A 24,946-nucleotide genomic window follows, 5' to 3' on the forward strand; every position below is an offset into this window, starting at 1 on the left:
AGGAGTGAGCCCTGACATAACGAGATTGGAGAGTTCCGGTTGCGTCGCCTTGCCATTCCGTGCCGCGGACTGTGACACGATCACCAGCCAGCGGCCTCAGTCAGACTTTCCCAGAGCTTTCAGGATAAAGCGAATCTGCTCGCGCAGGCTCGTTTCGGTGTCTTCGCTGTTTCGAACGCAGTGCTCGATTAGAATCGGGTGGAAGAACGGCATGAATGCGGCCTTGACCGCACGCGCCGCTTCCGCCGGGTCCTCGACCTTGAATTCGCCCGCCTCGACGCCCTCGCGAATGATCGCTTTGAAGATCGTCACCATCCGCTCGAGATGCGACTTGATGACCGCCCAATTCCCCTGCATGGCGGCGACAATCATGTCGTGCATGCACCGTTCCTTGATCAGCTTCTTCTTGTTGTGATGGTGAAGTGCGTTCAAGAGCCGGTCGAGTTTCACCGAGGCCGGTACGTTCGTGCGTGCGATCGCAACGGCAATGTCAGCAAACTCATTCAAAACCCTTCTGCAGATGGATTCGTTGATTGCCTCCCTGGAGGGGAAGAAGCGGTAGACGTTCGCCGGGCTCATGCCAAGCCCGGAGGCGATGTCGGCCATCGACGTCTTGTGGCAGCCGATGCGGCGAAAGTGCTCCTCAGCAACCTCCAGGATGCGCGCGCGCATCTCGTCGGGATCAGGTGTTCGAACCGGACGATTCATGCATGTCTCCAGAATTGATGAGCGAACCTGCCGGACTCGCGTGGAAGATCATCTCCAGCCGGCCAGTTCGTGCCGTTGGCCCTGCATGTGTCCAGGCAGAGCCAACGGGCAAGAACTTGAACCGTCTCTTGCGACAACAGAGCCCTACTCGGCCGCCATTGCTGCTGGCAGTTCCGGTTCCTCCGTCGAATCCTCATGGATCTCGTCCGTGGTCGGTTTGATCCGGAACCACGCGACATAGAGCGCGGGAAGGAACAGCAGGATCAGCACCGTGCCGGCCGCCGTGCCGCCGATCAGCGTGAAGGCCATCGATCCCCAGAAGACGGAGTGCGTGAGGGGGATGAAAGCCAGCACGGCGGCAAGTGCGGTCAGGATCACCGGTCTCGTGCGTTGCACCGTGGCCTCGATGACGGCGTGATAGTCGTCAAGGCCGGCGGCACGGTTCTCCTTGATCTGTTCGGTCAGGATCAGCGTGTTGCGCATCAGGATGCCCGCCAGTCCTATCAGGCCCAGAATGGCGTTGAATCCGAAGGGCTGGTTGAAGGCCAGCAACATCGGTACGACGCCAACGAGGCCGAGGGGTGCCGTCAGCATGACCATCGCCATCGTCGAGAACGATCGCACCTGCAGTATGATGACGATCAGCATGGCGGCGAGCATGGCCGGGAAGACCTTACCCAGCGCGGTGTTGGCCTTGGCCGCCTCTTCGATCGATCCACCCATTTCGATGCGATAGCCGGCAGGCAGGGATTTAATCAGCGGCTGAAGGGCCGTCATGATCTGCTTGGAAACCTCTGGAGGCTGGGTCGCCTCATTGATGTCCGAGCGAATCGTGATGACCGGGGTGCGATCACGCCGCTTCAGGATCGGCTCTTCCAGACGGATTTCCGAGTGGCCGATCTGGTCGAGCGGGATCTGGCGACCGTCCCGGCTCATCAGCGAGAAATCCGCTAGACGCGATGGATCCAGTCGCTCGCCGCCGGCGCTGCGTGCCACGATGGGGACATTGCGGATGTCTTCGCGGACCTGCGTGACCGGGATGCCAGTGAGGAGGAATTGGAGCTGCTGGGCCACCTCCGCCGGCGACAGGCCGATGAGGTTCAGTCGATCCTGATCCGGTATGAAGCGCAGTACCGGCGTGCGATTGCCCCAGTCGCGACTGGCCTGCCGCACGTCCGGCACGCCGCGCATGACGTCGAGGGCTTTCTCGGAGATGGCGTACAATTGCGCGGGATCAGGCCCCATGACCCGGAACTCGACCGGGAACGGCGTGTAGGGTCCGAACACGAGTTGCGTAACGCGGACGTTAGCTTCGGGGGCAAGCCCTGTCGCAACCGCTTCACGCAGCCGGTGCTTCAAGGCCTCGCGGGCTTCCGCGTCCGGTGTCAGCACGACGATCTTTGCGAAGGCGGGATCAGGCAGTTCCGGCGCCATGGCGAAGAAGAAGCGCGGGGCGCCCTGGCCGACATAGCTCGTCACGATCTTGGCCTCGGGTTGGCCGCCAAGCCAGTGTTCCAGCTTTTCGATCGTGGCGGTCGTCGTCTCGATGCTGGTGCCTTCCGGCAGGCGAACCTCGACCAGCACTTCGGGACGGTCGGATGTCGGGAAGAACTGCTGCTTGAGACCGCTCATGCCTACAACCGAAAGCGCGAAGACGATGCCGACGGCAGTGCAGGTCACAAACTTGTGGCGCACCGCGCCAGTGATGAGCCGACGAAGGCGCCGATAGTTCGGTGTGTCGTATATGGCATGGACACCGCCTTCGATCGGTTTGATTGCGGGCAGCATCTTGACACCCATATACGGGGTGAAGACCACGGCGACGACCCAGGAGACGATGAGGGCGAAGCCCACGACCCAGAAGATGTTTCCGGCGTATTCGCCGGCCGTCGAGCGCGCGAAGCCCACCGGAAGGAACCCGGCGATCGTCACGAGCGTGCCCGACAGCATCGGCGCCGCGGTATGGCTCCAGGCATAGGCCGCCGCCTTGATGCGGTCCATGCCTTCTTCCATTTTCACCACCATCACCTCGATGGCGATGATGGCGTCGTCCACGAGAAGGCCAAGCGCCAGGATAAGGGCGCCGAGCGTGATGCGGTCGAAGAACCGGCCGGTTTCCAGCATGATGAGGAAGACGACGGCAAGCGTCAGGGGAACGGCGGCCGCCACGACGATGCCGACGCGCCAACCCATGCTGATCAGGGCGATCAGCAGCACCACGCCGAGCGCCATCGCGAATTTGAGCATGAACTCGTTCACCGACGAGCCGATGTTCACGGCCTGGTCGCTGACCTTGGCCAGCGACATCCCGAGAGGCAGCGTTTGTGCGATCGCCGCCGATCTCTCCTCCAGTGCCTTGCCGAGTTCAAGACCATTCCAGCCCTCCTGCATCACCGCCGCGAGCATGATGGTCGGCTCGCCCTGGTGACGGATGACGTAAGTGGCAGGATCCTCGTAGCCGCGCCGGACCTCGGCGATGTCGGAGAGCTTCAACGTCCGTCCGGCAGCGACGATCGGCGTGTCGGCGATCGTCTGGACACTGTCATAAGCGCCGTTGACCCTGATGAAGACCTGCGGCCCCTTTGTGTCGATCGAGCCCGCCGGTGTGACGGTGTTCTGGCGCTGCAAAGCGGCGACGATATCCTGCGCCGACACGCCGAGTGTTGCCAGCTTGGCATAGGAAAACTCGACGAATATCTGTTCGGGACGCTCGCCGAGGATGTTGATCTTCTTGACGCCAGGCACATGCAGAAGGTCCTGGCGAATGGTCTCGGCTTGCCTGGCGAGTTCCCGCATGGGCAAGCCTTTCGCCTTGAGGGCGTAAAGAGCGAAACTCACATCGGAATATTCGTCGTTGACGAAGGGGCCGAGTACGCCGGGCGGCAGGTTGCGGGTTTCATCCCCGAGTTTCTTACGGGCCTGATAGAACTCCTCCTGAACGCTGGATGGCGGTGTGCTGTCCTTCAGCGTGACCGTCAGATACGCATAACCTGGCCGCGTTGTCGTCTCCACCCGGTCGTACCAGGTCAGCTCCTGAAGTCGCTTCTCCAACGGTTCGGCGACGAGGTCCTGCATCTCGCGCGCGGTCGCGCCCGGCCATACCGTCGTGACCGTCAGGGTCTTGATCGTGAAGTTGGGATCCTCCGCCCGTCCAAGCATGAGGAAAGCGTAGGCGCCGGCGGCGACGAGCAGAATAATGAAGAAAAGGGTGACGGCGCGCTCGCGAACGGCGATCGCGGAAAAATTGAGGTTCATCGTCAATTGCTCCCGTTTTCAGAGGCAGTCCTGACGCGAGCGCCCTCCTGCAGGAGATGAGCGCCGAGCGAAACAATCTGATCGCTGGAACTCAGTCCGGAGATCACGGCGGTTTCGCTGGTCACACGAACAAGCTTGACGGGCCGAAAGTGTACGGTCGAGGTTGCGCCGTCCAAGCTCCAGACGCCGGTCTTCTGACCATCATCCAGCACGGCTCCGAGCGGCACCTGGACTTCCGTTTGACTTGCCTGGCTTGCAAGCCGGATGGTTACCGTCGCGCCAAGCGGTGCTGCCGCGGCCTCACCATCGAGCACATAACGGGCCTCATAGGTACGGGTCTGGGGATCGGCAGCGTCCGACAACTGCCGCAGATGCGCCCTAAAATGCCGCCCATCGGCCCCATACATGCCCGCCTCGGCTACCGATCCGATCGCCGGCCGGATCGTTTCGGGAAGCGCGACCACAGCCTCGCGGGGGCCGGCGTTCGCGATCCGAACCACGGTTTGTCCCGCGGTGACAACCTGTCCCGGCTCGCCAAGCGTTTCGACGACCGTTCCGTCGGCGTTCGCGTCCAAGATGGAATAGGCCGCCTCGTTCTCCGCGACCTTCGCTTCCGCTTCCGCCGCTGCAAGCTGCGCCGTCGCGGTATCCAGTGCTGCCTTCGCCTGCTCGTAACGCTGCGGGGTTGCCGCCAATTCCTTCTTGACCAGAACGGCATAGCGCTTTTCGTCCGCACTGGTCTGAACCAGGACAGCGCGTGCCGCGGCGACAGCGTTGCGCTTGGCGGTGAGCGCAAGGGCCAGATCGGTATCATCGATCCGCAGCAGCGGTTGGCCCGCCTTGACCTGCTCTCCGACATTCACAAGGCGCTCGATGATCTTGCCGGGAACGCGAAAGCCTAGATTGCTCTGCACCCGCGCGGCAATGGTGCCTGTAAAGCCGCGCTCGGATCCGGGCACCGGCACCGCCGTCACCAGTCTGACGATCGGTGATTCCTGCCTCGGGTCGGCCGCTGCGGAAGCTGCTTGCGTGCGAATGGAAAGTGTGACGAAGGCCGCCACACCCAATCCCGCGACCAAAACGCTCCCCAGCCCAATAACGTGTTTCTTTTTCATGCCCGTCGCCTCCTGTTAAATAGATTGCATTCACACTCTATATCTGCTATTGATTACGAATGCAATCTAAAAAAGGAGATGACGATGCGCGTAAGTCGCAGTCAGGCTGAGCAGAACCGGCAAACCGTGATCGATGTGGCAAGTCGTCTATTTCGAGAGCACGGCTTTGACGGCATCGGGCTGAAGGATCTGATGAAGGGTGCCGGGCTGACCCAAGGCGCCTTCTACAAGCAATTCGAATCCAAGGACGACTTGGCAGCGCAGGCATCGAGACGAGCGATGGAACACGCGACCCGCAGATGGTCGGCTGTTGCTGCCGGCAGCCCTGACCCCCTTGAAGCCGTTATCGGGCTCTACCTTTCCCTCGGGCATCGCGAAGAGAAGAGCGACGGTTGTCCATTGGTTGCGCTTGGTTCTGATGCGGCGCGTCAAAGCGAGAAGGTGAGAGGTCCATTCCAGGATGGCATCGCCGCTCACCTTGAGGTTCTCGACGAGTTGATGCCTGGGGCGGAAAGCCCGGGAACCCAGCGCAAGGCGATGGCGATGCTGTCGCTCATGGTGGGTGCCGTGACGATCTCCCGTATCCTTAGAGATGAAGAGATGTCGCGGGACTTTCTCGATGCCGCCGCCGGCGAAGCCAGGCGCATCGCGACCTCGTAGGGACCCGTGGTCGCGATCGAACGTCTCCACGGCACCATCACGCGAACGGATCGAACAGAAGCTGGAGTAGACATGCGTCGTATCGTCATTACAGGCATGGGAGCAGTTAGCCCCCTCGGAGCCAACGCGGCGACTTCCTGGTCGCGGCTCCTCGCTGGCCGCTCGGGCATTCGGAGCCTGCCGGATGAAATGGTGGGAGACCTGCCGGCGAAAGTCGGCGGAATTGTTCCCTCCTTGCTGGAGGACCCCGAAGCCGGCTTCGATCCAGACACCGTCCTGGTTCCGAAGGAACAGCGCAGGGCGGACCGCTTCATTCTCTTCGCGCTGGCGGCAGCGGAAGAGGCGCTGGCCCAGGCAAGGTGGAAGCCGGTCTCGGACGATGACAGGGCCCGCACCGCGACGATCATCGCTTCGGGTATCGGAGGATTTCCCGCTATAACCGAAGCCGTGCGAACCGTCGATCAGCGCGGTGTTCGGCGTCTCTCACCGTTCACGGTGCCATCGTTCCTGGTGAACATGGCGGCGGGACAAATTTCGATCCGATACGGCTTCAAGGGTCCGCTCGGCGCCCCGGTGACGGCGTGCGCTGCCGGCATCCAGGCGATCGGCGATGCGGCGCGTCTCATCCGCGCCAATGAAGCCGACATCGCGGTGTGCGGCGGAACGGAAGCCTGCATGAATGCGGTCAGCCTCGGCGGCTTTGCCGCGGCACGCTCCCTTTCGACCTCCTTCAATCACCGTCCCGATCAGGCCTCCCGTCCCTTCGACATGCTGCGTGACGGCTTCGTCATGGGCGAAGGAGCCGGAATCCTGGTCATCGAGGCATTGAGCCACGCGCTTGCGCGCGGCGCCAAGCCGCTCGCCGAACTCGTCGGCTACGGCACGACGGCGGACGCTTATCACATCACCTCCGGTCCCGAGGATGGCGACGGTGCGCGGCGGGCCATGGAGATCGCGATCACCCAAGCCGGTATTTCGCCGCGTGAGGTCCGCCACCTCAATGCGCATGCGACCTCCACGCCGGTCGGCGATGCGGGGGAAATAGAGGCGATCAAAAGGGTCTTTGGCACGGATTTCAGCATCGCCGTCAGCGGAACGAAGTCGGCGACCGGGCACCTGCTCGGAGCCGCCGGTGGGCTTGCAGCGATCTTCACGATCCTGGCGCTCAGGGACCAGGTCGCACCGCCGACCCTCAATTTGAGCGCCCCCGATCCGGCCGGCGACGGGATCGACTTCGTCGCGAATCACGCCCGGCCGATGGAGATGGACTACGCGATCTCCAACGGCTTCGGCTTTGGCGGTGTCAACGCCAGCGCGCTGTTCCGACGCTGGACGGACAAGGTGAGCAGCGCGAACGCCGGAGGGGCCGGTGACTGAGCTTGCCCCTAACCGCTTCCGTTTCTCCAACCGCCAATGGCCGACGAGCGAACGCCACATCTCGAAACGCAAATCCAGATCAAAGAAAGAAATGATTTCCATGAACAAGACCAATCCTGGCGTCGCCCTGGTGACCGGGGCATCCTCCGGCATCGGGCACGCAACGGCCAAAGCCCTGCTCGAGGCGGGCTTTCGCGTATTCGGAACCAGCCGCCGCGCGGCGGGCGAGAGGACCGACGGCGTCACCATGCTGACCTGCGACGTGACCGATGACGCGTCCGTGGCGAAACTGGTCGATGACGTTCTGGCCAAGGCCGGGCGGATCGACCTGCTTGTCAACAATGCCGGCATGGGTCTGTTTGGCGGCGCGGAGGAGTCCTCGATCGCCCAGGCTAAGGCGCTGTTCGACGTGAACGTCTTCGGCGTTCTGCGCGTGACCAACGCGGTGTTGCCGGCAATGCGCCGCCAGGGGAAGGGCAGGATCGTCAATTTGAGTTCGGTGCAGGGGTTCATCCCGGCTCCCTATTTCGCGCTCTATGCGTCGACCAAACATGCCATCGAGGGCTATTCCGAATCGCTCGACCATGAACTGCGTCCGTTCGGCATTCGCGTTGCGCTGGTCGAGCCCGCCTATACCCGTACGTCATTCGAGGAGAATCTCGCCGCTCCCGATCAAGTGCTTGATATCTATGACTCCGCGCGCGCCGGCATGACCATGGCCGTGCGGAAATCGATGGAAAAAGGCGATGCGCCCGAAGTGGTGGCCAAGACCGTTTTGGCGGCTGCGACCGATCCCGCCCCGAGGAGGCGCTATGCGGCGGGAAAAATGGCGCGCCAGGTCAGTTTCCTGCGCCGTTTCGTCCCCGCATCCGCATTCGACACGAGCCTGCGAAAGCAACTCGGGCTTCCCGGGGCGTCGACCCGCGGACGCACGACGCGCCGTTTACAGTGGTTTCGTTGAATGCGCCTCCTTGTCAACGCATCGTGTGCCGCTTGCAGTGGGCCGACAAGCGCGGTCGCCTTGAAGCCGAGGACCGGAAGGTCGAGGCCCGAGCAGGGCTCGCCCGTGATGGCAGGAGCACTGACGCTCCGGCATGTTGCCCACATCGCCACCAGTGGGCGTGTTGACCGCGTTGACTCTGTCGATCGACAACGGATGTCCAACATCATTTTATAGCTCATGCCATTGAACGGTCGAGAGGAGCACCAATGCCGTACGCGCCAAAGCACAAGCAGCAGACCCGGGAGAGGATTGTCGAAGCCGCAGCCCGGCTGTTCAACAGGGGAGGCTTTGCCGAGGTCACGATCGGCGAGATCATGACAGCCGCTGGGGTCACGCATGGCGGCTTCTATCGGCACTTCAGCAGCAAGGAAGAGCTCTACGCCGAGGCCGTGAGGCATTTCCTGAAGAAGGAAGTGCCGGAGCGCTGGCAAAAAGGGCTCGCGGACGCATCCCTGCCCGACCAGCGGTTCGCCAGCTTCGTGGTCGATGCCTACCTGTCGCGCGATCACCTCCAGGACGTCGACGGCTCCTGTCCCTTGGTCGGGCTATCGTCCGACGTTGCGCGCAGCAGCCGCGGCGTCAAGTCCGCCTATCGCGAGGTCGCACAAGCCATGGTCGATGTCTTCAAGACGAATTTGAAGGGGCGTGGAGCGCGCGACCAGGCGATGGTGCTGGTCGCTCTCTGCGTTGGAGGCATGGTGCTGGCCAGAGCGCTCGACGATGAGGATTTGGCCAAGGACTTTCTCGATACGGCCCACAAGCATGCGCTTAAGACGACGGGTTGGCGAGGCGGCCGGGCCCAATCCTCAGCGAAAGTAAGCACTGCGTGAAGCGCGCATCCGTCCTCCTTGGCGACAGGTCCAGAGGTGCGCAAAAGATGATCTTGATCATCTCTTGACGCTGACAGAAAGTCCGCCGCGAGCACAGGCGCCACCGTCGGCAATCCACTCGATCGGCGGCTGAAGTGAGGGACGAGGAGTATGAAGACGATGGCAACCGAACAGACGTTCAGCGTCACGCGACACACCCTGACCACGGACAAGCCGTTCGAGGCGTTCATCAGTGAACTCGAGAAGCACGCGCCTCTGGTCTCGCCGGAGGTACTCGGGGAACTCGCGGATTTGAACCTTCCAGAGGACCAACTCAGGGCGCGGGTCGAGGGTCTCATCGGGTCGAGCGGCTTCGTCCTGTTCATGAAGGCCATACACAATCAACTGTTCTCCCACTTCGGCCGAACCCACGCCAGCGTCCAGTACGCCATCGGCAATCCACTCATCGCGAAAGACGTGTCCGATAAAGCCCCGGCGGTCTGCCTGTACACGCCATTTCGGCTGGCCGCGTACGAGTCGCCGGAGACCCGCAAGACGATCGTGAGCTACGACAGCCCCGCGTCGCTCTTCGGCTCCTTCGGTGTTCCCGAGGCGGCCGAGATCGGCGCAAAGCTCGAGGGAAAGCTGCAGGACCTCCTGGCGCGGTGCCTGTGATGGACAACCGGGCCCAGAATCCGGACTTGCATTCTCCGGTGGCCGAGGGTCCCAGCGTGGGCCGCCCCGTCCGTCGTCTCGAAGACGAACGCTTGCTGCGAGGCGGGAGCCGCTACGTCTCGGACTTGATCGCGACGTCCGACGCCCTGCGCGTCAAGATACTGCGCTCGCCTCACCCCCACGCCCGGATCCTCGCGGTCGACGCCACCGCCGCCCGCGCGATGCCGGGTGTCGTGGCTGTCCTCATGGCCGACGACCTGGCGGGCATCGGCGACCTCCCCTGCGATTGGGAAGCCCCCGGCATGATCGGGGTCCCGCTGCATCCGGTCCTGGCCCGCGACCGTGCTCGGTACGTCGGCGAGCCGATCGCGGCAGTCGCGGCCGAGAGCGCCAACGCAGCGGAGGACGCGCTGGCTGCGATCGAGGTCTCCTACGAGGTTCTCCCCGCGGTCGCCGAACAAGAGGCGGCCATCGAGCCGGGTGCTGCCCAACTTCACGACGCCTTGCCCAACAACATCGGCTACCAGTTCCGCCGTGAGGGCGGCCATGTCGACCGCGCTCTCGCCGACGCCGAAGTCGTCGTGCGACGACGTCTGACCAACAACCGGGTCGCCCCCGCGCCGCTCGAGGGCCGCGTCGTTCTGTCCGAGTTCGCCCTCGCGTCGGGCCGGCTGGTCCACCACACCTCGAGCCAGCTCCCTCACGTCCACGCGCGGTCCCTCGGCGCATGCCTTGGCCTGCCGCTGCATAAGCTGCGGCTGGTCGCCCCAGACATCGGTGGAGGGTTCGGAGCCAAGCTCTGTTTTTACGCCGAGGACGTGATCTGCGCCGTGCTGTCGATGCGCACGGGCCGCGCCTGCGCGTGGGCGGAGGCGCGCGGTGAAAGCTTTCTCGCCACCACGCACGGGCGCGATCAGGTCCAGTACGCCGAGATCGCGGCCCGGCGCGACGGCCGGATCACCGGCTTCCGCTCTCGGCTCGTCGCCGACCTCGGTGCCTATGCTATCGGCATGGGGCCTGGCGTGCCCGCGATCAACACAGGATACGGCGTCTCCGGCCCTTACGACATCCCGAACGTCGCGACTGAGGTGGTGGGGGTCTTCACCAATCGCACGCCCACCGGTCCCTACCGCGGCGCGGGACACCCCGAGGCCACCTTCCTCCTCGAGCGGATGATGGACGAGCTGGCCCGCGAACTCGCGATGGATCCGGCCGAAGTCCGGAGGGTGAATTTCGTGCCCCCGTCCGCCATGCCGCACCGGATGCCGACCGGATGGACGCTCGACTCGGGCGATTACGCCGCCAGCCTGGACGCGGCGCTCGACCTGGCGGGCTACCGAAAGTTGCGTGAGCGTCAGGCGATCTTGCGGGCGGAAGGTCGCTTCCTTGGCATCGGGCTCGCGACCTTCTCCGAGAGTTCGGCCGTTGGCCCCTCGATCGGGATGGGCGCGGTCGGCTTCTGGCGAGCCGGCCACGAAAGCGCGCGCGTGGTCGTCAACGCCGACGGTTCCGCGACCGTCTTCTCCGGCGCGATGAGCACCGGGCAGGGCCACGCGACGAGTCTCGCCCAGATCGCGGCCGACGTACTAGGACTGGCGCCCAACGAGGTCGAGGTCGTGCAGGGCGACACTCAAGCCGTGCCGTTCGGGACCGGCACCTTCAACTCGCGTTCCATGGCGATCGGCGGTACGGCCGTCCACATGGCGGCTGGCAGGCTCCTGGAGAAGGCCCGGAAGATCGCCGCCCACAAGCTCCAGAGGCGCCCCGCGGACCTCACCTTCGAGCACGGCGTTTTCCGAGCCTCGGATGGATTGGGGGTCATCGCGGCGGTCGCACACACCGGAAAGAAGGTCGAGGACCGGGTAGTCCACGCCGTCTTCCGGCGGCGGTTGGGCATGGAACTCCCCCCCTCGGACCGGGAAGCCGAGACTCTGACTCTCGCCGACGTGGCGCGCGACACCCATCTCGGCCTCGACTTGCCGATGGGCACGGCGCCTGGCCTCGACGAGACCGAATTCTTCGATCCAGAAGACATGCCCTTCGCCTACGGCACTCACATTGCCGTCGTCGAGGTCGATCTCGAGACCGGGCAGGTCGCGTTATTGCGTCACGTCGTGGTGGACGACTGCGGCCGGATCATCAATCCCCTGCTCGTCGAAGGGCAGGTGCACGGCGGTGCGGCGCAAGGCGTGGGCCAGGCGCTCATGGAGTCGATGGTCTACGGGATGGGCGGTGAGCCGATGGTCGCTAGTTTCTCCGAGTACGCGATGCCGCGCGCCGCGGACCTACCCTCTTTCGAGACGGGCCATACCGAGGTCCCGACCAAGCTGAATCCGCTCGGCGCCAAGGGCGTCGGCGAGGGCGCCACGATCGGTGCGACCCCGGCAGTCGTTAACGCTGTCCTCGATGCGCTGGCGCCGGTCGGCGTGACCGAGGTGGCGATGCCAATGACCCCAATGCACGTGTGGCGGGCGATCGAACGGGCGCAGGAGGGGCGGCGCAGTCTGGCCCGCGAGACCGGAGCGGAACCGTCATCGCCTGGCGGTTCGCAGGCCGGCGCGTTCATGCTGCTCGTCCAGGCAGCCAAGGGAGGGGACGATGCCTGAACTCGCGATGACGGTGAACGGCCGCGCGGTCCGCGCTGCGGTCGAGGGACGCACGCTCCTCGTCGAGTATCTACGGGAGCACCTTCAACTGACGGGCACGCACGTCGGCTGCGACACGACGCAGTGCGGAGCTTGCGTCGTCCACGTGGACGGCCTCGCGGTGAAGTCGTGCACCATGCTGGCGCTGGAGTGCGAGGGTTCGGCGGTCACGACTATCGAGGGGTTGGCCCCGCGCGGCGCCCCGCTCCACCCCATGCAGGCGGCCTTTCGCGAGCACCATGCTCTTCAGTGCGGCTACTGCACGTCGGGCATGGTGATGATGGCGATCGATATTGCCCGGCGCCGGGGCGCGGTGGACGAGGCGACGATCCGCGAGGAGCTCAAGGGCAATATTTGCCGCTGCACGGGCTACCACAACATCGTCAAAGCGATCGCGGCAGGCACCAAGGCGATGGCCGCCGGGCGCGAGTGAGGACCTTGCCATGAATGAATTCGATTACCATCGGGCCACCTCACTCGACGAGGCTCGTCGGCTCGGCGCCGCGGGGGGAGCGGCCTTGCTCGCCGGAGGCCAGACGCTCCTGCGGGATCTAAAACATCGCCGGCGCGCCCCCGCGAGCCTCGTGAAGATCTCCGGGGTGCTTCCGCGGGAGATCGACCTACGCGACGGCGGGATCACGATCGGAGCCGGCGCGACGCACGCCGAGGTCGCCGTCTCGGAGGTCGTTCGGGACCGGCTGCCGGCGCTGGCGGGCCTGGCAGGACATATCGGTGACCCAGCGGTGCGCCACCGGGCCACACTGGGCGGTGCCGTCGTCGCGCACGAGGTCGCTGGCGACTATCCCGCCGCCTGTCTCGCGCTCGGCGCGACGGTTCACACGACGGGGCGGGACCTCGCCGCCGCCGAGTTCTTCGCCGGCCCCGGCCGGACGGCGCTGGAACCGGGGGAGATCGTCACCGCTGTGACGTTCCCCGTGCCCGCGAAGGCGGCCTACGTCAAGTTTCTGAATCCGGCCGCGCGCTACCCCATGGCCGGGGTGTTCGTGGCGCTCGCGGCGGACGGCCGCCCCCACCTGGCCGTCGCGGCCGTCCGCGCCGACGGCGCATTCCGCTGGCTCGAGGCGGAGGCGGCGCTTGCCGCGACGTTCGTCGGCGACGCGCTTCGAGAGGTGCACATGCCGCTCGATGGCCTGGCGGTAGACCTGTTCGCGGACGCGACCTACCGGGGACGCCTTGCGGAAGTGCTCGCCCGGCGGGCGGTGTTCCTCGCCAACAGTGCCGCTCCCGGGGTCGCGGTGTTCTCGCACGGATCGCCCCTGCAGATCGGAGTTGAGCGATAAGCACGCTGGCCGCCCTCCCGATCTCGGCCCACGGCAGGATGGATCGGCGGAACCGGCTGAGTACGGTGTCGGCGCACCTTCCGGTGGGCGGTGACTATTCTGAGGCTAAGGCCACGACCATGGAGTTGGTAGAGGCCACGGGCTTTGAGGCGCTGGACTCAGGGAGCCTTGTCGATTCCTGGCGTCAGCAGCCCGGCACTCCCGCCTAGTGCACCGAGCTGACAAGCGATCAGCTGAAGGCGGCGCTGCGGTCGGCCGACAAATCCCGCGCTTCCGGAAATCGTGATGCCCTGATCAGGCAGTTCATGGCAGCCGGCGACAAGCTCACGCACGCGGACATCGTCGCCGGCAACCGGGCAGCGACTGTGTGATCATATTCGCATCAGGCGCGGGATAGTCCGTCTATCAGCGCCTTCAAGACGGCGCGGTAGTCCTCGGCTGATGCGCCCGCCTCGATGGCGAGCGCAGCGCGGTCGAAAGCAGAACCGAGCAGCGCCGTCAGCGCCTCCGCCGGCAGCTTTGTCATCGATCGTGCCCGCATGGCGGCGACAAGGCCTTCACGCAGCGAGCGGTTGCCGTGGCGGTTATCGATCGCGTCCATGGCGGTGCGGCCGAGCACGGCCGGGCCGTCGAGCAGCAAGAGCCGCGTGCGGCCGGGCGCGCGCATGGCCATGAGATAGGCATCGGAACCGGCAATCAGCGCATCGCGGGCGCTGAGCGACGGCGGGGAGGCGCGGTCGATCTCCCGCGCCACCGCCGCCGCTTCCTGTTCAACCACGGCGGCGAAAAGCGCCTGCTTGTCGGCAAAGTGGTGATAGAGCGCGCCGCGCGTCACGCCTGCGGCGGCAACGATCTCCGGCGTGCCGGTCTCGGCATAGGATTTTTCCGTAAACAGTTTGCGCGCCGCCGCGATCAGGTCGGCGCGCGTCGCCTCGGTGCGGTCGCGGTTCGAGCGGCGCCCGGATTCCTGTTGCATACATGCAGCCTGTATGTTAATTCGATTTACATGCAGACTGTATGTTAATTGACGGGAGAAGGAAAGATGAAGACGACGAGCTACTACCCGGTGCTGATGACCGGCGATGTCGCCGGCACGGCCGCCTTCTATGTCGAGCATTTCGGCTTCCAGCCGCTGTTTACGAGCGACTGGTACGTGCACCTCCAATCGGTGGACAACCGCAGGGTCAACCTAGGCATCGTCCAGGGCGACCACGAGACGATCCCCGAGGAGGGGCGGGGGCGCACCTCGGGCCTGCTGATCAATTTCGAGGTCCGCGATCCTGACGCAGTCTACGAACGGATCACCGCCGCCGGCCTGCCGATCCTGCGCACGCTGCGCGACGAGTCCTTCGGCCAGCGCCACTTCATCACCAGGGATCCCAACGGCGTGCTGATCGACGTCATCAAGCCGATCCCGCCCAGCGAGGAGTTCCTGGCGCAGTATGCCGAAGGCGCGGCGGGGGTGTGAGCGGCGGGCTCAGCTCGCCCTTGCCACCGGCGTCACCGCCACCTGGCTGACGCCGGTGCGGCGTACCACGGTGCACAGCGTCTCGCGGCCGATGCGCTCGGCGTCGAGCATGCGCACGAGATCGTCGACGCCCGTCACCGGGCGCCCGTCGATGGCGGCGATGACGTCGCCTTCCTTGAGACCTGCCTTGGCCGCCGGGCCGTCCTTCTCGACGCTGCGCAGGCGTACCGCCGTGCTGGTCGAAACCTGCGACAGCAACGCCGCGCGGCGCGGCAGGTTTACGGTGTCGGCGGAGACACCGATGAAGGCGCGGCGCACGCGGCCGAAGCGGATGATCTCGGAAATGACGAACCTGGCGGTGTTGGAGGCGACGGCGAAGGCAATGCCTTGCGCGCCGTGGATCATGGCGGTGTTGACGCCGATCACTTCGCCCGCCGACGACACCAGCGGCCCGCCGGAATTGCCGGGGTTGAGCGCAGCGTCGGTCTGGATGACATCGTCGATCAGCCTGCCGGTCGAGGCGCGCATCGAGCGGCCGAGTGCGGAGACGACGCCAGAGGTAACGGTCCATTCGAAGCCCAGCGGATTGCCGATGGCAATCGCGATCTGGCCGCGCCGCAGCCGCTTGGAATCGCCGAGCGGCGCCACATCGCCGAAGCTGCCATCGGCGCGCACCAAGGCGATGTCGGTGTCGGGGTCGCGGCCGAGCACGCGGCCCTCGCTGGAGGCGCCGTCCGGCATCGAGACGCGCACTGTTCTGGCGTCACCCACGACATGGAAATTGGTGACGACCAGCCCATCCGGCGCGATGACGAAGCCCGAGCCATGGCCGCCCGGGCCGCCGATGCGCTCGATGCGGCAGACGGCCGGGCCGATGCGGTCGACAGCGTCCGCGACGGTCGAGGAATAGGCGTCGAGCAAGGTGTCATCGGATTGGATTTTGGGGGCGGCGAGGGCCATGAGCGGGCTCCGTGTTTTCAGGCACAACGATGCGTTTCTTGCATGCGTGTCGTTGTCCCAAAACCGGTGAGCACTTTTGCGCGACACGCACTATATGTGCGGAGCGGCCCAAACCGCCGCGACCTGACCAGATGGCCAGTCAAACCCGCAACTAGCCGTCAGGCGAGTACCCGCAAGCGCGCCGTCGAGCGATATCTGGGACATGCAAGAAACCCAGGAGACCCTTATGAGCGACTTCAATCTGAGTGCGTTTTCAGACGCCATCGCCGATCTGGCAGCGGAAGCCGCGCCGGCGACGGCGAGCTTCGCCACCCATCACCACCGCACGGCCAGCGCCTTCCATTGGCGCGACGGCTATTTCGTCACCGCCGAGGAAGCCGTCGAGGCCGGCGAGGAGATCGAGCTGACGCTGGTCTCCGGCGCGACGGTGAAGGCCGAACTGGTCGGCCGCGATCCTTCGACGGGCGTCGCCCTGCTGAAGTCCGCCGATGCGGCCACCGCGCCTGTCCTTGCCAGGGCCGATGCCGTTCGGCCGGGCAACATCGCCATTGCCATCGGCAGCAGCCAGGGTTCAGCACTGGCTGTGTCCGGCTCGGTCGGTGAAGTCGGGCCGGCCTGGCGCTCGATGCGCGGCGGCACCATCGACCGGCGCATCAACCTGGCCGTCGGCGCCGGCGGCCGCTTCGAGGGCGGCCCGGTGCTCGACGCCAAGGGCGCGCTGATCGGCATGCTGTTGTTCGGGCCGCGCGGCCGTGCGCTGGTCATGCCCCACGAGACGATCGAACGCGCGGTGGCGACGCTGCGTGAAAAGGGCCATGTCGCACGCGGCTATCTCGGCGCCGGCCTGCATCCGGTGCGTGATCGCGACGCGCATGGCGCAATGGTCATGAGCCTCGACGACAATGGCCCGGCCAAGGCCGCCGGCCTCTCGCTCGGCGACATCATCGTGGCGTGGAACGGCGAGGCCGTGCATGGCCCGCGCGACCTGATCCGCCGGCTCGGGCCTGACAGTGCTGGTGCTTCGGTAACGTTGGGTGTCGTGCGTGGCGGCGAACAGCGCGACGTCGTGCTGACCATCGGCGAAAAGCCGCTGAGCTGAGAGGAATGATGGAAACACTCGCCAGCGACCGGATCGGGACCGACAATGCGGCTTCGCGGCGGCTGGTGGTGCTGATCGCGCTTGGCGATGCCGGGCGCGCCGAGCGCCTGGCCGCCTCGCTTGCCGCCAGCGACGACCTGTTGCCGGTGGTCGTTGGCGGCGGCAGGGCCGATGTCGCGATCGTCGACGACAGGAGCGGTGATGCCGTGCCGGCCTCGGTGCCACGGGTGCTGCTGTCGGTGCGCGCCGGCGGCGAGCGGCCTGCCGGCGAAGTGTCTGCCGTCATGCCCGCCGGCGCGGACGACCTGCTGATCGCCGCGGCGGCGCGGTTGGCCGCCGCTGGCTACAGCATATCGGGTAATGGCCGCGCGCCCGGACGCCGTGAGGATTTCCACGCCGGCGATGGCGAGCCGTTCGAGGATGAAGCTTTGGACGAGCACGCCGCCCGGCCAGCGCTGTCGCCGCGCGAGGCGGAAGTGCTGGCGCTGCTCGCCGAAGGCGCCCCCAACAAGGTGATCGCGAGGCGGCTCAACATTTCCGTGCATACGGCGAAGTTCCACGTCGCCGCGATCCTGATCAAGCTCGGCGCCGCCAATCGTACCGACGCCATCGCCATTGCCATGCGACAAGGGCTGGTGCTGGTCTGATATATCGATCAGACCGCCGCTTCGATATCGGTCAGGCGGAAATCATCACCTTTGAAGAGCAGCGGCATGGCTTCGAGCCGGGCCGTGGCGTAGGCGATGCAGTCGCCGAAGTTCAGCGCCGCCGGGTGCCGGCCCTTGCCATAACGCAGAAAGGCTTGCCGGGCGACAGCTGCATGGTCGGCGGTGAAGTCGATTGTCTCGATCGAGGCGGTGCGCAGGAAGCGGTCGAGGCGATCCAGGATTTCATCCTGCCGGCCGCCCGCGAGCACCATGGTGGTTTCAAGAAAGGTTGGCGCTGCCAGCAACCGTCTCTTGGCTTGCGTGATCGCGAGCACGAAACGTTCGAAGCCCGGCTCGACACGCAAAATGGCGACCAAGACCGAGGAATCGATGATCATTTCGTCGGGATTCCGAATTCGTCGTAACCGAGGATTTCGTCGTCAGTCATCGCATTTTCGCGCTTGGGGATTTTTCCGGCGCTATCGGAAATTGCCATCAACCGTTGAAATAGGTCGCTTGCTTCATCACGAGGCACCAACCGTTCGCGCGCAACCTCGCGCTCAAGGCTCTGACGGATCGCCTCGGTCACGGACACGCGGCGGCGGCGGGCGAGTTCACGCGCCAATTGCTCGACTTCCATGTTCTTGATCGAGAGTGCCATTCTATATTCTACCTATCTATATAGAATATACACCAAACTCCGGGTCAATCCAACATGTTTCAGGCACTCGGCCAGCCAGCCTCCGCAGCGTCACCATGGCTTGCCATCACAAGCTCTTGTATCCCCCTGCTGCGCGGGCAAGGATCGTACAAAGAAGTATGAGGACGCGGAGGAAAAATGTCGCTCAAGGGAAAGACGCTGTTCATCTCCGGCGGGTCGCGCGGCATCGGGCTGGCGATCGCGCTGCGCGCCGCGCGTGACGGCGCCAATGTGACGATCGCGGCCAAGACCGCAGAGCCGCATCCCAAGCTGCCGGGCACGATCTACAGCGCGGCGCAAGAGATCGAGCAGGCGGGCGGCAAGGCGCTGCCGATGCTGTGCGACATCCGCGAGGAAGGGCAGGTCGCCGAGGCGGTCGCCAGGACCGTCGAGAAATTCGGCGGCATCGATATCTGCGTCAACAATGCCAGCGCCATCCAGCTTGCCGGCACGCTGGAAACCGACATGAAGCGCTACGACCTGATGCATCAGATCAACACGCGCGGCACCTTCCTCGTCTCCAAAATGTGCATCCCGCACCTGAAGTTGGCTAAAAACCCTCACATCCTGAATCTGGCGCCGCCGCTCGACATGAAGGCCAAATGGTTCAAGAACCACGTCGCCTACACCATGGCCAAGTTCGGCATGTCGATGTGCACGCTGGGCATGAGCGCGGAATTCGCCAAGGACGGCATCGCCGTCAATTCGCTGTGGCCGATCTCGACCATCGACACGGCGGCGGTGCGCAATCTGCTGGGTGGGGCGACAGTGGCGGCGATGAGCCGGTCGCCAGACATCATGGCCGATGCCGCGCATGCGATCTTCATGCGGCCGTCGCGCGAGGCGACGGGCAATTTCTACATCGACGAGGAGGTGCTGCGCGCCGAGGGTGTCAGCGATTTCTCGGTCTTTGCGCCAGGCGCGATCGGGCCGTTGGCGGGAGATTTCTTTGTGCCGGATGAGGTGTTTGCGAATTCGGACACCAAGATCAGGACAGCTTTCTAAAGATGTCTTGGGTAGTCCATGCGTTGATGCAATATGCGCACGACGGTGATGGATTCGTGGCCGATCCGAAAAAACACAACATGAGACCCGGCGGCATATTTCAGTAAGCCTGGACGGACCGTCGAGGCGCTTCTCGCTATCGTCGGAAACTGGTCAACCAGATCAATCACAGCGTGAACGGTACGGACGTAGGCTTCCGCTCGCTCTGCTCCCCATTCGTTCAACGAATGGTCCCATATGTCGTCCAGATCTCCCTTCGCTTTTGGCGAAAATCGGATGGTTCGCTTCATCAGCGTTTCTTGGATTCGATAAAAGCCTCAATGTCGAATGGCTCGGGATCGCCTGACATGTCTCCGTCATCGATAGCGGCTCGAAGCTGCTCGAGTTTCAACTCCTGTTCTTCCAAAAGGCGCAGCCCCGCGCGAACGGCTTCACTTGCGGAGCCGAAGCGACCGTTTACGATCTGCCTCTGGATAAACGCGTCATACTGATCGCCTAGCACGATAGACGTATTCTTTGGCATATCACTCTCCGATACCAATAGATGGTATCAATTTCCCGGAAACCTGACAAGCATTGGGAACGTTTGGAATCTCGTCTTTCTTTGCTCAGGCCCATCAGCCGGTCGATACGGCACCAGCGCTGAGACGACGAAGGCGAGATGGATGGATGGTTAGTCACATCAATTGGTCAGTCGAACAGAACCACGAGCAACATGGATCTGAAGCAAAAAACCCCGCCGGAGAGGGCCGGCGGGGCTCATTGCGTCCCGCTGGAGTCGGGACGGGGCAGGGAACGCCCAGAGAAGAATCTGGGGTGGGAAGTCCTGGGATTCAATGAGTTGGCCCTAATGGCTGTACAATTCTTGTTGACCCGGTCCTGCTGCCCCTGGTTCCAGCCCATCCCGGTTGACCGGGATGGGACCTTGTTGCCAACCTGATTCCAGAAACTACTGCAAGGCGCTGGAAAGGCAGGTCAATTGTTACTCGCCACCGGCGCCACCAGAGAGGTGATGCGGCGGATGGCGACACGCCGGTTCTCGCGGTTGGGCGCCGAGGTGTCGACCTTCAGATACTCCTCGCCATAACCCTGTGTCGTCAGGTTCTCGGGCGGGATGCCGAAGGCATTGGTCAGCGCTTCCGCAACCGCTTCGGCACGGCGATCCGACAAGGCAAGGTTCGCCTCCGGCGTACCGACGGCGTCGGTATGGCCCTCGATCAGGAAGGTCTCCGCCGGATTCTTCTTCAACAGCTTCTCCATGGCGTCGGCGACACCCTGGAGCTTCTGCACCTCGGTGTCGGAGATCGAAGAGGAGCCGAATTCGAAGTTCAGCGTGTCGAGGTCGATGCGCCTGGCAATGTCACGCACGCGGGCCGAACGCTTGACCTCGTTGATCGAATAGAGGCGCTGCACCTTCTCCACCGGCGGCTGTTCGAGGAAGGTATAGTAGTCGTCGTCGCTTTCGACATCCTCGGAATCGAGAATGTAATCCCGGCGCGGGATGGTCAGCCGCATGGGCGGCAGGTCATCGCCGGGATCGCGCCAGTCATCTTCGTCCTGGTAGCTGCGCTCGTCGACATAGCTCAGCACATATTCGCGACCGTCGGGCGCGATGCGCGACCGCTGCAGGATGTCGCCGTAGCGGTTGCGGATGGTGACGATCCGGAAGCCATTGTCGCGCTCGACGGTCTCGCGCGTGCGGCCCTGCGGCAGGTCCTCGTAGTAGACATCCTTGGCGCCGCGGGTCAGGCGCGGGCGGTCATTGCTCTGGACGAACGTCTGGTTGTTGAACTGGACGATGACCCGGTCACCGATCTCCTTGAGCACGTCGACGCCCTTGGGCCGGCGGCGCTCACGGATGTCCTCGTCGGGCGCGCGCTCGAGGCGCTTGCCCTGCTCCTGCGTCACCGGCACGATCTTTTCGGGCTTGATCGCCTCCTGGGCGGCCCTGTCGTCGGTTGGGGGCGGACCCTGATCCACCGGCGCCACTACCGGCTTGCGGCCCTGGTCACCGCCCTGCTGGGCATTCTGCCCACCATTCTGCTCTTCGCCATTCTGGTTGGCGGGCTGGTTGGCGGGCGTCCGACCGCCCTGGCCATTCTCGCCGCGACCCTTGCGCCTGGCATCCTTCTGGCTGTCGAGGATGGGTGCGGCGTTCTTGTCGGCGGGTGCTTCGCCCTGAACCGGGTTTTCGCCCTGGACAGGCGCGGCTTGTCCAGGGGTAGCGGGCCTACCGGTAGCAGGCTGCTCTCCGGTCGCCGGCTGTTCGCCGGTGGCGGGCTGCTCGCCGGTCGCAGGCTGTTCGCCAGCCGGTTTCCTGCCGTGCTTCTTCGTCTTGTCCTGGGACTGTTCGCCTTGGGCGGGAGGCTGCTCGCCGGCGGGGGCCGGTTCAACCTTCGGCGTCGCTTCGCCGGCAGGAGCCTGCTTCGGTGTCGGGGCGGTCTCCGGCACGGCGGCCGGTGCCTCTTTCTGCTGATCCTGCTTGGGTTTCCTGCCGGGCTTGGTCGGCTGGTTGTCGTTGGCAGGGGCCGCCTCGCCGGCGGGAGCCTGCTCGGTCTGCTGCTGCTGGTCGCGCTTCTTCCTGCGCGGCTGCTGCTCGTCTGTGGCGGGCGCTGCCTGGCCGGCGGGAGCCTGCTCGGTCTGCTGCTGCTGCTGCTGGTCGCGCTTCTTCCTGCGCGGCTGCTGCTCGTCAGTGGCGGGTGCAGCCTGGCCGGCGGGAGCCTGCTCGGTCTGCTGCTGCTGGTCGCGCTTCTTCCTGCGCGGCTGCTGCTCGTCTGTGGCGGGGGCTGCCTCGCCGGCGGGAGCCTGCTCGGCCTGCTGCTGCTGGTCGCGCTTCTTCCTGCGCGGCTGCTGCTCGTCTGTGGCGGGGGCCGCCTCGGCGGCAGGACCCTGCTCGGCCTGCTGCTGCTGGTCGCGCTTCTTCCTGCGCGGCTGCTGCTCGTCGGTGGCGGGTGCAGCCTGGCCGGCGGGAGCCTGCTCGGTCTGCTGCTGCTGGTCGCGCTTCTTCCTGCGTGGCTGCTGTTCCTCGGCCGCGGGGGCGGGCTGCTGGGCGGCCGGGGCGGATTCCGTCTGCTGTTTCTGCTCGCGCTTCTTCTTGCGGAGTTGTTCCTCGTCGCTCTGCCCCTGGTCAGTAGGCGTGTCCTGCGCCAGGATGATCAGCGGTGTCCCCCCGCCTTGCATGGGGCCGAACGCGGCTGTCCCCTGAAGCGGGGACGCGCCTAACGGCGCGGATGCCATCAACAGGCCAAGGGCTGTGCCTGCCAGAATCCGTGGTTGGCGTTTCATCGAAATTCTCCTTGTGGGGTCCCATCCTTGCCGAAACCGCTTTTGACGAAATTGGTTCCAGTTGCCCATGGTTAGGGGCCGTACAGGGCTATTGGCCGGCCTTTTGAAGGCAACTTCGTGTCATTCGGCCGGGTTCCGCCCTATTCCGGCTGTTGTCGCGCTTGACCTTGGCAGCGGCTGGGGCCAAATGCCGGAAATGGAAACGCCGTTCTGGAAAACCAAGACGCTGGAAGCGATGAGCCCCACGGAGTGGGAATCGCTCTGCGACGGCTGCGGCAAGTGCTGCCTGTCGAAGCTCGAGGACGAGGACACCGGCGAAATCTACTGGACCAGCGTCGGCTGCCGGCTGTTCGACGCCGAAAGCTGCCGCTGTGCCGACTATGCCAACCGGCTGGCGCGTGTTCCCGATTGCGTCGGCCTGACGCCGCAGAATGTGCGCACCATCAGCTGGCTGCCCAGCACCTGCGCCTACCGGTTGGTGGCCGAGGGCCACGACCTTTACTGGTGGCACCGGTTGGTCTCGGGCAGTGCCGAAACCGTGCATGAGGCCGGCATCTCGATGCGCGGCCGGGTCAAGGCGAGCGAGACCGACCTTGCCGAACCGGAAGACTATTTTGACTACATGCTCGACGACGAACCCTGACGCGCGCGGAGGGGCCGGCGCTTTGCCCGCCGGCATCACATGAACCGCGGATGAACAGCGAGTTCGTAAATAGTTCAGACAGGCCAGTGCATTCTCCCGCCATCGGTTTCACGAGGACGGGCGCGAGCCCGCGACAAGGAGAGAGAACCATGTATACCACCATCAAGACGGCAGCGCTTTCGGCTCTGGTCGGCCTCGGCACGCTGGCGGCCATCCCCGCCCACGCCGACAGCCTCTATCTCGGTTTCGGCAACAACAACGACCCGCGCTTCGGCGTCTATACCGGCGATGATGACGGCTATCGCCACCGCCGGGACGAGCGCCGCGACGACGAGCGCCGCGACGATTGGCGCCGCGACGATTGGCGCCGCGGCTGTTCGCCGGACCGTGCCCTCGACAAGGCCGAGCGCATGGGGCTGCACCGTGCCCGCATCGTCGATGTCAACCGCCGCGTGGTCAAGGTGATGGGCCGTCAGTACGGCGACCGCATCGTCGTTGTGTTCGCCAACGAACGGGGCTGCCCGGTCATCTATCGCTGAAGACATGATCTTCCGCAGATTAGCAGCGGCATAATCCTCTGCGAGGATTAGCAGCGGCATAATCCTCTGCGAGGATTAGCAGCGAGACCCTCTAGATGGTCGGTCTGGACACGCCATCTGTGATGGTCGGTCTGGACACGCCATCTGCGATGGTCGGTCTGGGGGCATGATCTTCTGCGAAGATCAGCCTGGGGTAGCAGGGCCCCTGTCTATCGGACGGGTGCGGCTCGAAAAAACCCCGCGGGAGCGATCCCGCGGGGTTTTTCATGCGTGCCAAGGGGGTGACCGATGGCCGGCAGGACCGGCCATCGACTCAGCCGGTTACTTCAGTTCGAAGGTAACGGTGACCTGGACATTGTAGGAATTCTCGCCGGCCTGCACCGGCGCCGCGCCGGCCGCCGCGTCGAACGCCTTGGCGTTGATCGGCATCGGCGCCGGCCTGATGTTCTGGTCCGTGATCTCAAGCACCCGGCCGAGACTGACACCCGCCGCCTGGGCCAGCGTCTTGGCCTTGGCCTCGGCGTCGGCGACCGCCTTCTTGCGCGCCTCGGTGAGGGTGGCCGCCGGATTGTCGTTGGTGAAGGCAATGCCGCCGCCCTGGTTGACGCCGAGCGACACCGCCTTGTCGAGGATCTCGCCTGTCTTGTCGACGTCTCGCACCCGCACCGAGAGCGTGTTGGTCACCTGGTAGGCGACGAGTTCGGCGTCCTGGCTGCCGTCCGGCTTGTTGGTGTAGTTGTAGCGGGGGTTGATCTGGATGCCCGCTGTCTGCAGGTCGCGATCCTTGATGCCGGCGGCCTTCATCGCGGCGATCACGGCGGCCATGGCGTCATTGTTGGCGTCGAGTGCGGCGCGCGCCGTCTTGGCTTCGCGCATGACGCTGAGCGTCAGGACCGCCAGATCGGGCGCCACGGTTGCTTCGCCTTCGCCGGACACGATGATGCGGGGCGGCGTCGGCAGATCGGTGGCTCCAGCCATCGCCGGAAAAGCGATTGCAGCGGCGAGCGCGAGGGGCAAAAGATGTCTGGTCATGAAAATCTCCTTGGTCTGCG

At 64.8% G+C, this 24,946-nt stretch carries 25 protein-coding genes; 14 read left to right on the plus strand and 11 right to left on the minus strand.

The genetic code is table 11. The features are described from left to right. Window positions 1-96 precede the first annotated feature (96 nt). The 3 genes from O7A70_RS07925 to O7A70_RS07935 form a co-directional block, all read right to left on the minus strand. On the minus strand, window positions 97-708 hold the full coding sequence (locus tag O7A70_RS07925; protein WP_337139877.1) for a TetR/AcrR family transcriptional regulator: 612 nt from the start codon (window positions 706-708) through the stop codon (window positions 97-99). A 144-nt stretch (window positions 709-852) separates the two neighbouring features. Next, window positions 853-3,963 carry an efflux RND transporter permease subunit gene (locus O7A70_RS07930; RefSeq protein ID WP_337139878.1) on the minus strand — a complete coding sequence of 1,037 codons (3,111 nt, stop codon included), beginning with the start codon at window positions 3,961-3,963 and terminating at the stop codon, window positions 853-855. A gap of 2 nt (window positions 3,964-3,965) precedes the next feature. Continuing rightward, on the minus strand, window positions 3,966-5,078 hold the full coding sequence (locus O7A70_RS07935) for an efflux RND transporter periplasmic adaptor subunit (protein WP_337139879.1): 1,113 nt from the start codon (window positions 5,076-5,078) through the stop codon (window positions 3,966-3,968). 84 nt (window positions 5,079-5,162) lie between these two features. Here O7A70_RS07935 and O7A70_RS07940 point away from each other — a divergent pair, with 84 nt between their 5' ends. The 8 genes from O7A70_RS07940 to O7A70_RS07975 all read left to right on the plus strand — a co-directional run bounded on the left by O7A70_RS07940 (window position 5,163) and on the right by O7A70_RS07975 (window position 13,548). Further along, the gene (locus O7A70_RS07940; protein WP_337140209.1) at window positions 5,163-5,738 is read left to right on the plus strand and encodes a TetR family transcriptional regulator; all 576 of its coding nucleotides are present in this window, start codon (window positions 5,163-5,165) and stop codon (window positions 5,736-5,738) included. A gap of 72 nt (window positions 5,739-5,810) precedes the next feature. Then, window positions 5,811-7,115 carry a beta-ketoacyl-ACP synthase II gene (gene fabF / locus O7A70_RS07945; RefSeq protein ID WP_337139880.1) on the plus strand — a complete coding sequence of 435 codons (1,305 nt, stop codon included), beginning with the start codon at window positions 5,811-5,813 and terminating at the stop codon, window positions 7,113-7,115. 100 nt (window positions 7,116-7,215) lie between these two features. Beyond that, window positions 7,216-8,076, plus strand: a complete 861-nt coding sequence (locus O7A70_RS07950) for an oxidoreductase (RefSeq protein WP_337139881.1) — start codon at window positions 7,216-7,218, stop codon at window positions 8,074-8,076. A gap of 248 nt (window positions 8,077-8,324) precedes the next feature. Further along, window positions 8,325-8,948, plus strand: a complete 624-nt coding sequence (locus O7A70_RS07955) for a TetR/AcrR family transcriptional regulator (protein ID WP_337139882.1) — start codon at window positions 8,325-8,327, stop codon at window positions 8,946-8,948. A 150-nt stretch (window positions 8,949-9,098) separates the two neighbouring features. Continuing rightward, a complete protein-coding gene (locus tag O7A70_RS07960; RefSeq protein WP_337139883.1) occupies window positions 9,099-9,602 on the plus strand; it encodes a DUF302 domain-containing protein in 504 nt (167 codons plus the stop codon). After that, the gene (locus tag O7A70_RS07965; RefSeq protein WP_337139884.1) at window positions 9,602-12,208 is read left to right on the plus strand and encodes a xanthine dehydrogenase family protein molybdopterin-binding subunit; all 2,607 of its coding nucleotides are present in this window, start codon (window positions 9,602-9,604) and stop codon (window positions 12,206-12,208) included. The genes O7A70_RS07960 and O7A70_RS07965 overlap by 1 nt, the downstream gene beginning before the upstream one ends. Then, window positions 12,201-12,680 (plus strand): (2Fe-2S)-binding protein, encoded by a 480-nt coding sequence (locus O7A70_RS07970; protein WP_337139885.1) that lies wholly within the window; start codon window positions 12,201-12,203, stop codon window positions 12,678-12,680. The genes O7A70_RS07965 and O7A70_RS07970 overlap by 8 nt, the downstream gene beginning before the upstream one ends. Window positions 12,681-12,690: 10 nt before the next feature. After that, window positions 12,691-13,548: an FAD binding domain-containing protein gene (locus tag O7A70_RS07975; protein WP_337139886.1), complete on the plus strand. Its 858-nt coding sequence runs from the start codon at window positions 12,691-12,693 to the stop codon at window positions 13,546-13,548. A gap of 382 nt (window positions 13,549-13,930) precedes the next feature. Here O7A70_RS07975 and O7A70_RS07980 read toward each other — a convergent pair whose 3' ends face one another. Further along, entirely contained in the window at window positions 13,931-14,524 is a 594-nt protein-coding gene (locus O7A70_RS07980) for a TetR/AcrR family transcriptional regulator (protein ID WP_337139887.1), read from the minus strand. Window positions 14,525-14,590: 66 nt separating this feature from the next. Between O7A70_RS07980 and O7A70_RS07985 the strand changes: the two genes are divergently transcribed. Beyond that, complete coding sequence (locus tag O7A70_RS07985) at window positions 14,591-15,016, plus strand: VOC family protein (protein ID WP_337139888.1); 426 nt, start codon at window positions 14,591-14,593, stop codon at window positions 15,014-15,016. Window positions 15,017-15,025: 9 nt separating this feature from the next. Here the strand turns inward: O7A70_RS07985 and O7A70_RS07990 are convergent, their stop codons facing one another. After that, on the minus strand, window positions 15,026-15,976 hold the full coding sequence (locus tag O7A70_RS07990; RefSeq protein WP_337139889.1) for a S1C family serine protease: 951 nt from the start codon (window positions 15,974-15,976) through the stop codon (window positions 15,026-15,028). A 226-nt stretch (window positions 15,977-16,202) separates the two neighbouring features. Between O7A70_RS07990 and O7A70_RS07995 the strand changes: the two genes are divergently transcribed. Beyond that, complete coding sequence (locus O7A70_RS07995; RefSeq protein WP_337139890.1) at window positions 16,203-17,075, plus strand: S1C family serine protease; 873 nt, start codon at window positions 16,203-16,205, stop codon at window positions 17,073-17,075. Between the two features lie 8 nt (window positions 17,076-17,083). Beyond that, entirely contained in the window at window positions 17,084-17,722 is a 639-nt protein-coding gene (locus O7A70_RS08000) for a helix-turn-helix transcriptional regulator (protein WP_337140210.1), read from the plus strand. Between the two features lie 8 nt (window positions 17,723-17,730). Here the strand turns inward: O7A70_RS08000 and O7A70_RS08005 are convergent, their stop codons facing one another. Together O7A70_RS08005 and O7A70_RS08010 are read right to left on the minus strand one after the other, a co-directional pair. Further along, on the minus strand, window positions 17,731-18,120 hold the full coding sequence (locus O7A70_RS08005) for a type II toxin-antitoxin system VapC family toxin (protein ID WP_337128653.1): 390 nt from the start codon (window positions 18,118-18,120) through the stop codon (window positions 17,731-17,733). Further along, window positions 18,117-18,383 (minus strand): type II toxin-antitoxin system VapB family antitoxin, encoded by a 267-nt coding sequence (locus tag O7A70_RS08010; protein WP_140505177.1) that lies wholly within the window; start codon window positions 18,381-18,383, stop codon window positions 18,117-18,119. The genes O7A70_RS08005 and O7A70_RS08010 overlap by 4 nt, the downstream gene beginning before the upstream one ends. A gap of 177 nt (window positions 18,384-18,560) precedes the next feature. Here O7A70_RS08010 and O7A70_RS08015 point away from each other — a divergent pair, with 177 nt between their 5' ends. After that, on the plus strand, window positions 18,561-19,427 hold the full coding sequence (locus tag O7A70_RS08015; protein WP_337139891.1) for an SDR family oxidoreductase: 867 nt from the start codon (window positions 18,561-18,563) through the stop codon (window positions 19,425-19,427). Here the strand turns inward: O7A70_RS08015 and O7A70_RS08020 are convergent. From O7A70_RS08020 to O7A70_RS08030, 3 genes are all read right to left on the minus strand, one after another. Then, a complete protein-coding gene (locus tag O7A70_RS08020) occupies window positions 19,424-19,717 on the minus strand; it encodes a type II toxin-antitoxin system RelE/ParE family toxin (protein ID WP_337139892.1) in 294 nt (97 codons plus the stop codon). The genes O7A70_RS08015 and O7A70_RS08020 overlap by 4 nt on opposite strands. Next, window positions 19,717-19,950: a type II toxin-antitoxin system ParD family antitoxin gene (locus O7A70_RS08025; protein ID WP_027145795.1), complete on the minus strand. Its 234-nt coding sequence runs from the start codon at window positions 19,948-19,950 to the stop codon at window positions 19,717-19,719. The genes O7A70_RS08020 and O7A70_RS08025 overlap by 1 nt, the downstream gene beginning before the upstream one ends. Before the next feature lie 452 nt (window positions 19,951-20,402). After that, window positions 20,403-22,712 carry an OmpA family protein gene (locus O7A70_RS08030; RefSeq protein WP_337139893.1) on the minus strand — a complete coding sequence of 770 codons (2,310 nt, stop codon included), beginning with the start codon at window positions 22,710-22,712 and terminating at the stop codon, window positions 20,403-20,405. 196 nt (window positions 22,713-22,908) lie between these two features. Here O7A70_RS08030 and O7A70_RS08035 point away from each other — a divergent pair, with 196 nt between their 5' ends. Then, window positions 22,909-23,355 carry a YcgN family cysteine cluster protein gene (locus tag O7A70_RS08035; protein ID WP_027146015.1) on the plus strand — a complete coding sequence of 149 codons (447 nt, stop codon included), beginning with the start codon at window positions 22,909-22,911 and terminating at the stop codon, window positions 23,353-23,355. A gap of 149 nt (window positions 23,356-23,504) precedes the next feature. After that, window positions 23,505-23,894, plus strand: coding sequence for a hypothetical protein (locus O7A70_RS08040; protein ID WP_337139894.1), 390 nt, complete (start codon window positions 23,505-23,507; stop codon window positions 23,892-23,894). 321 nt (window positions 23,895-24,215) lie between these two features. Here O7A70_RS08040 and O7A70_RS08045 read toward each other — a convergent pair whose 3' ends face one another. Beyond that, window positions 24,216-24,926 (minus strand): SIMPL domain-containing protein, encoded by a 711-nt coding sequence (locus O7A70_RS08045; protein WP_337139895.1) that lies wholly within the window; start codon window positions 24,924-24,926, stop codon window positions 24,216-24,218. Between the last annotated feature and the right edge of the window lie 20 nt (window positions 24,927-24,946).

This window comes from Mesorhizobium sp. Cs1299R1N1 (genome assembly GCF_037179655.1).
Lineage (GTDB): Bacteria > Pseudomonadota > Alphaproteobacteria > Rhizobiales > Rhizobiaceae > Mesorhizobium > Mesorhizobium salmacidum.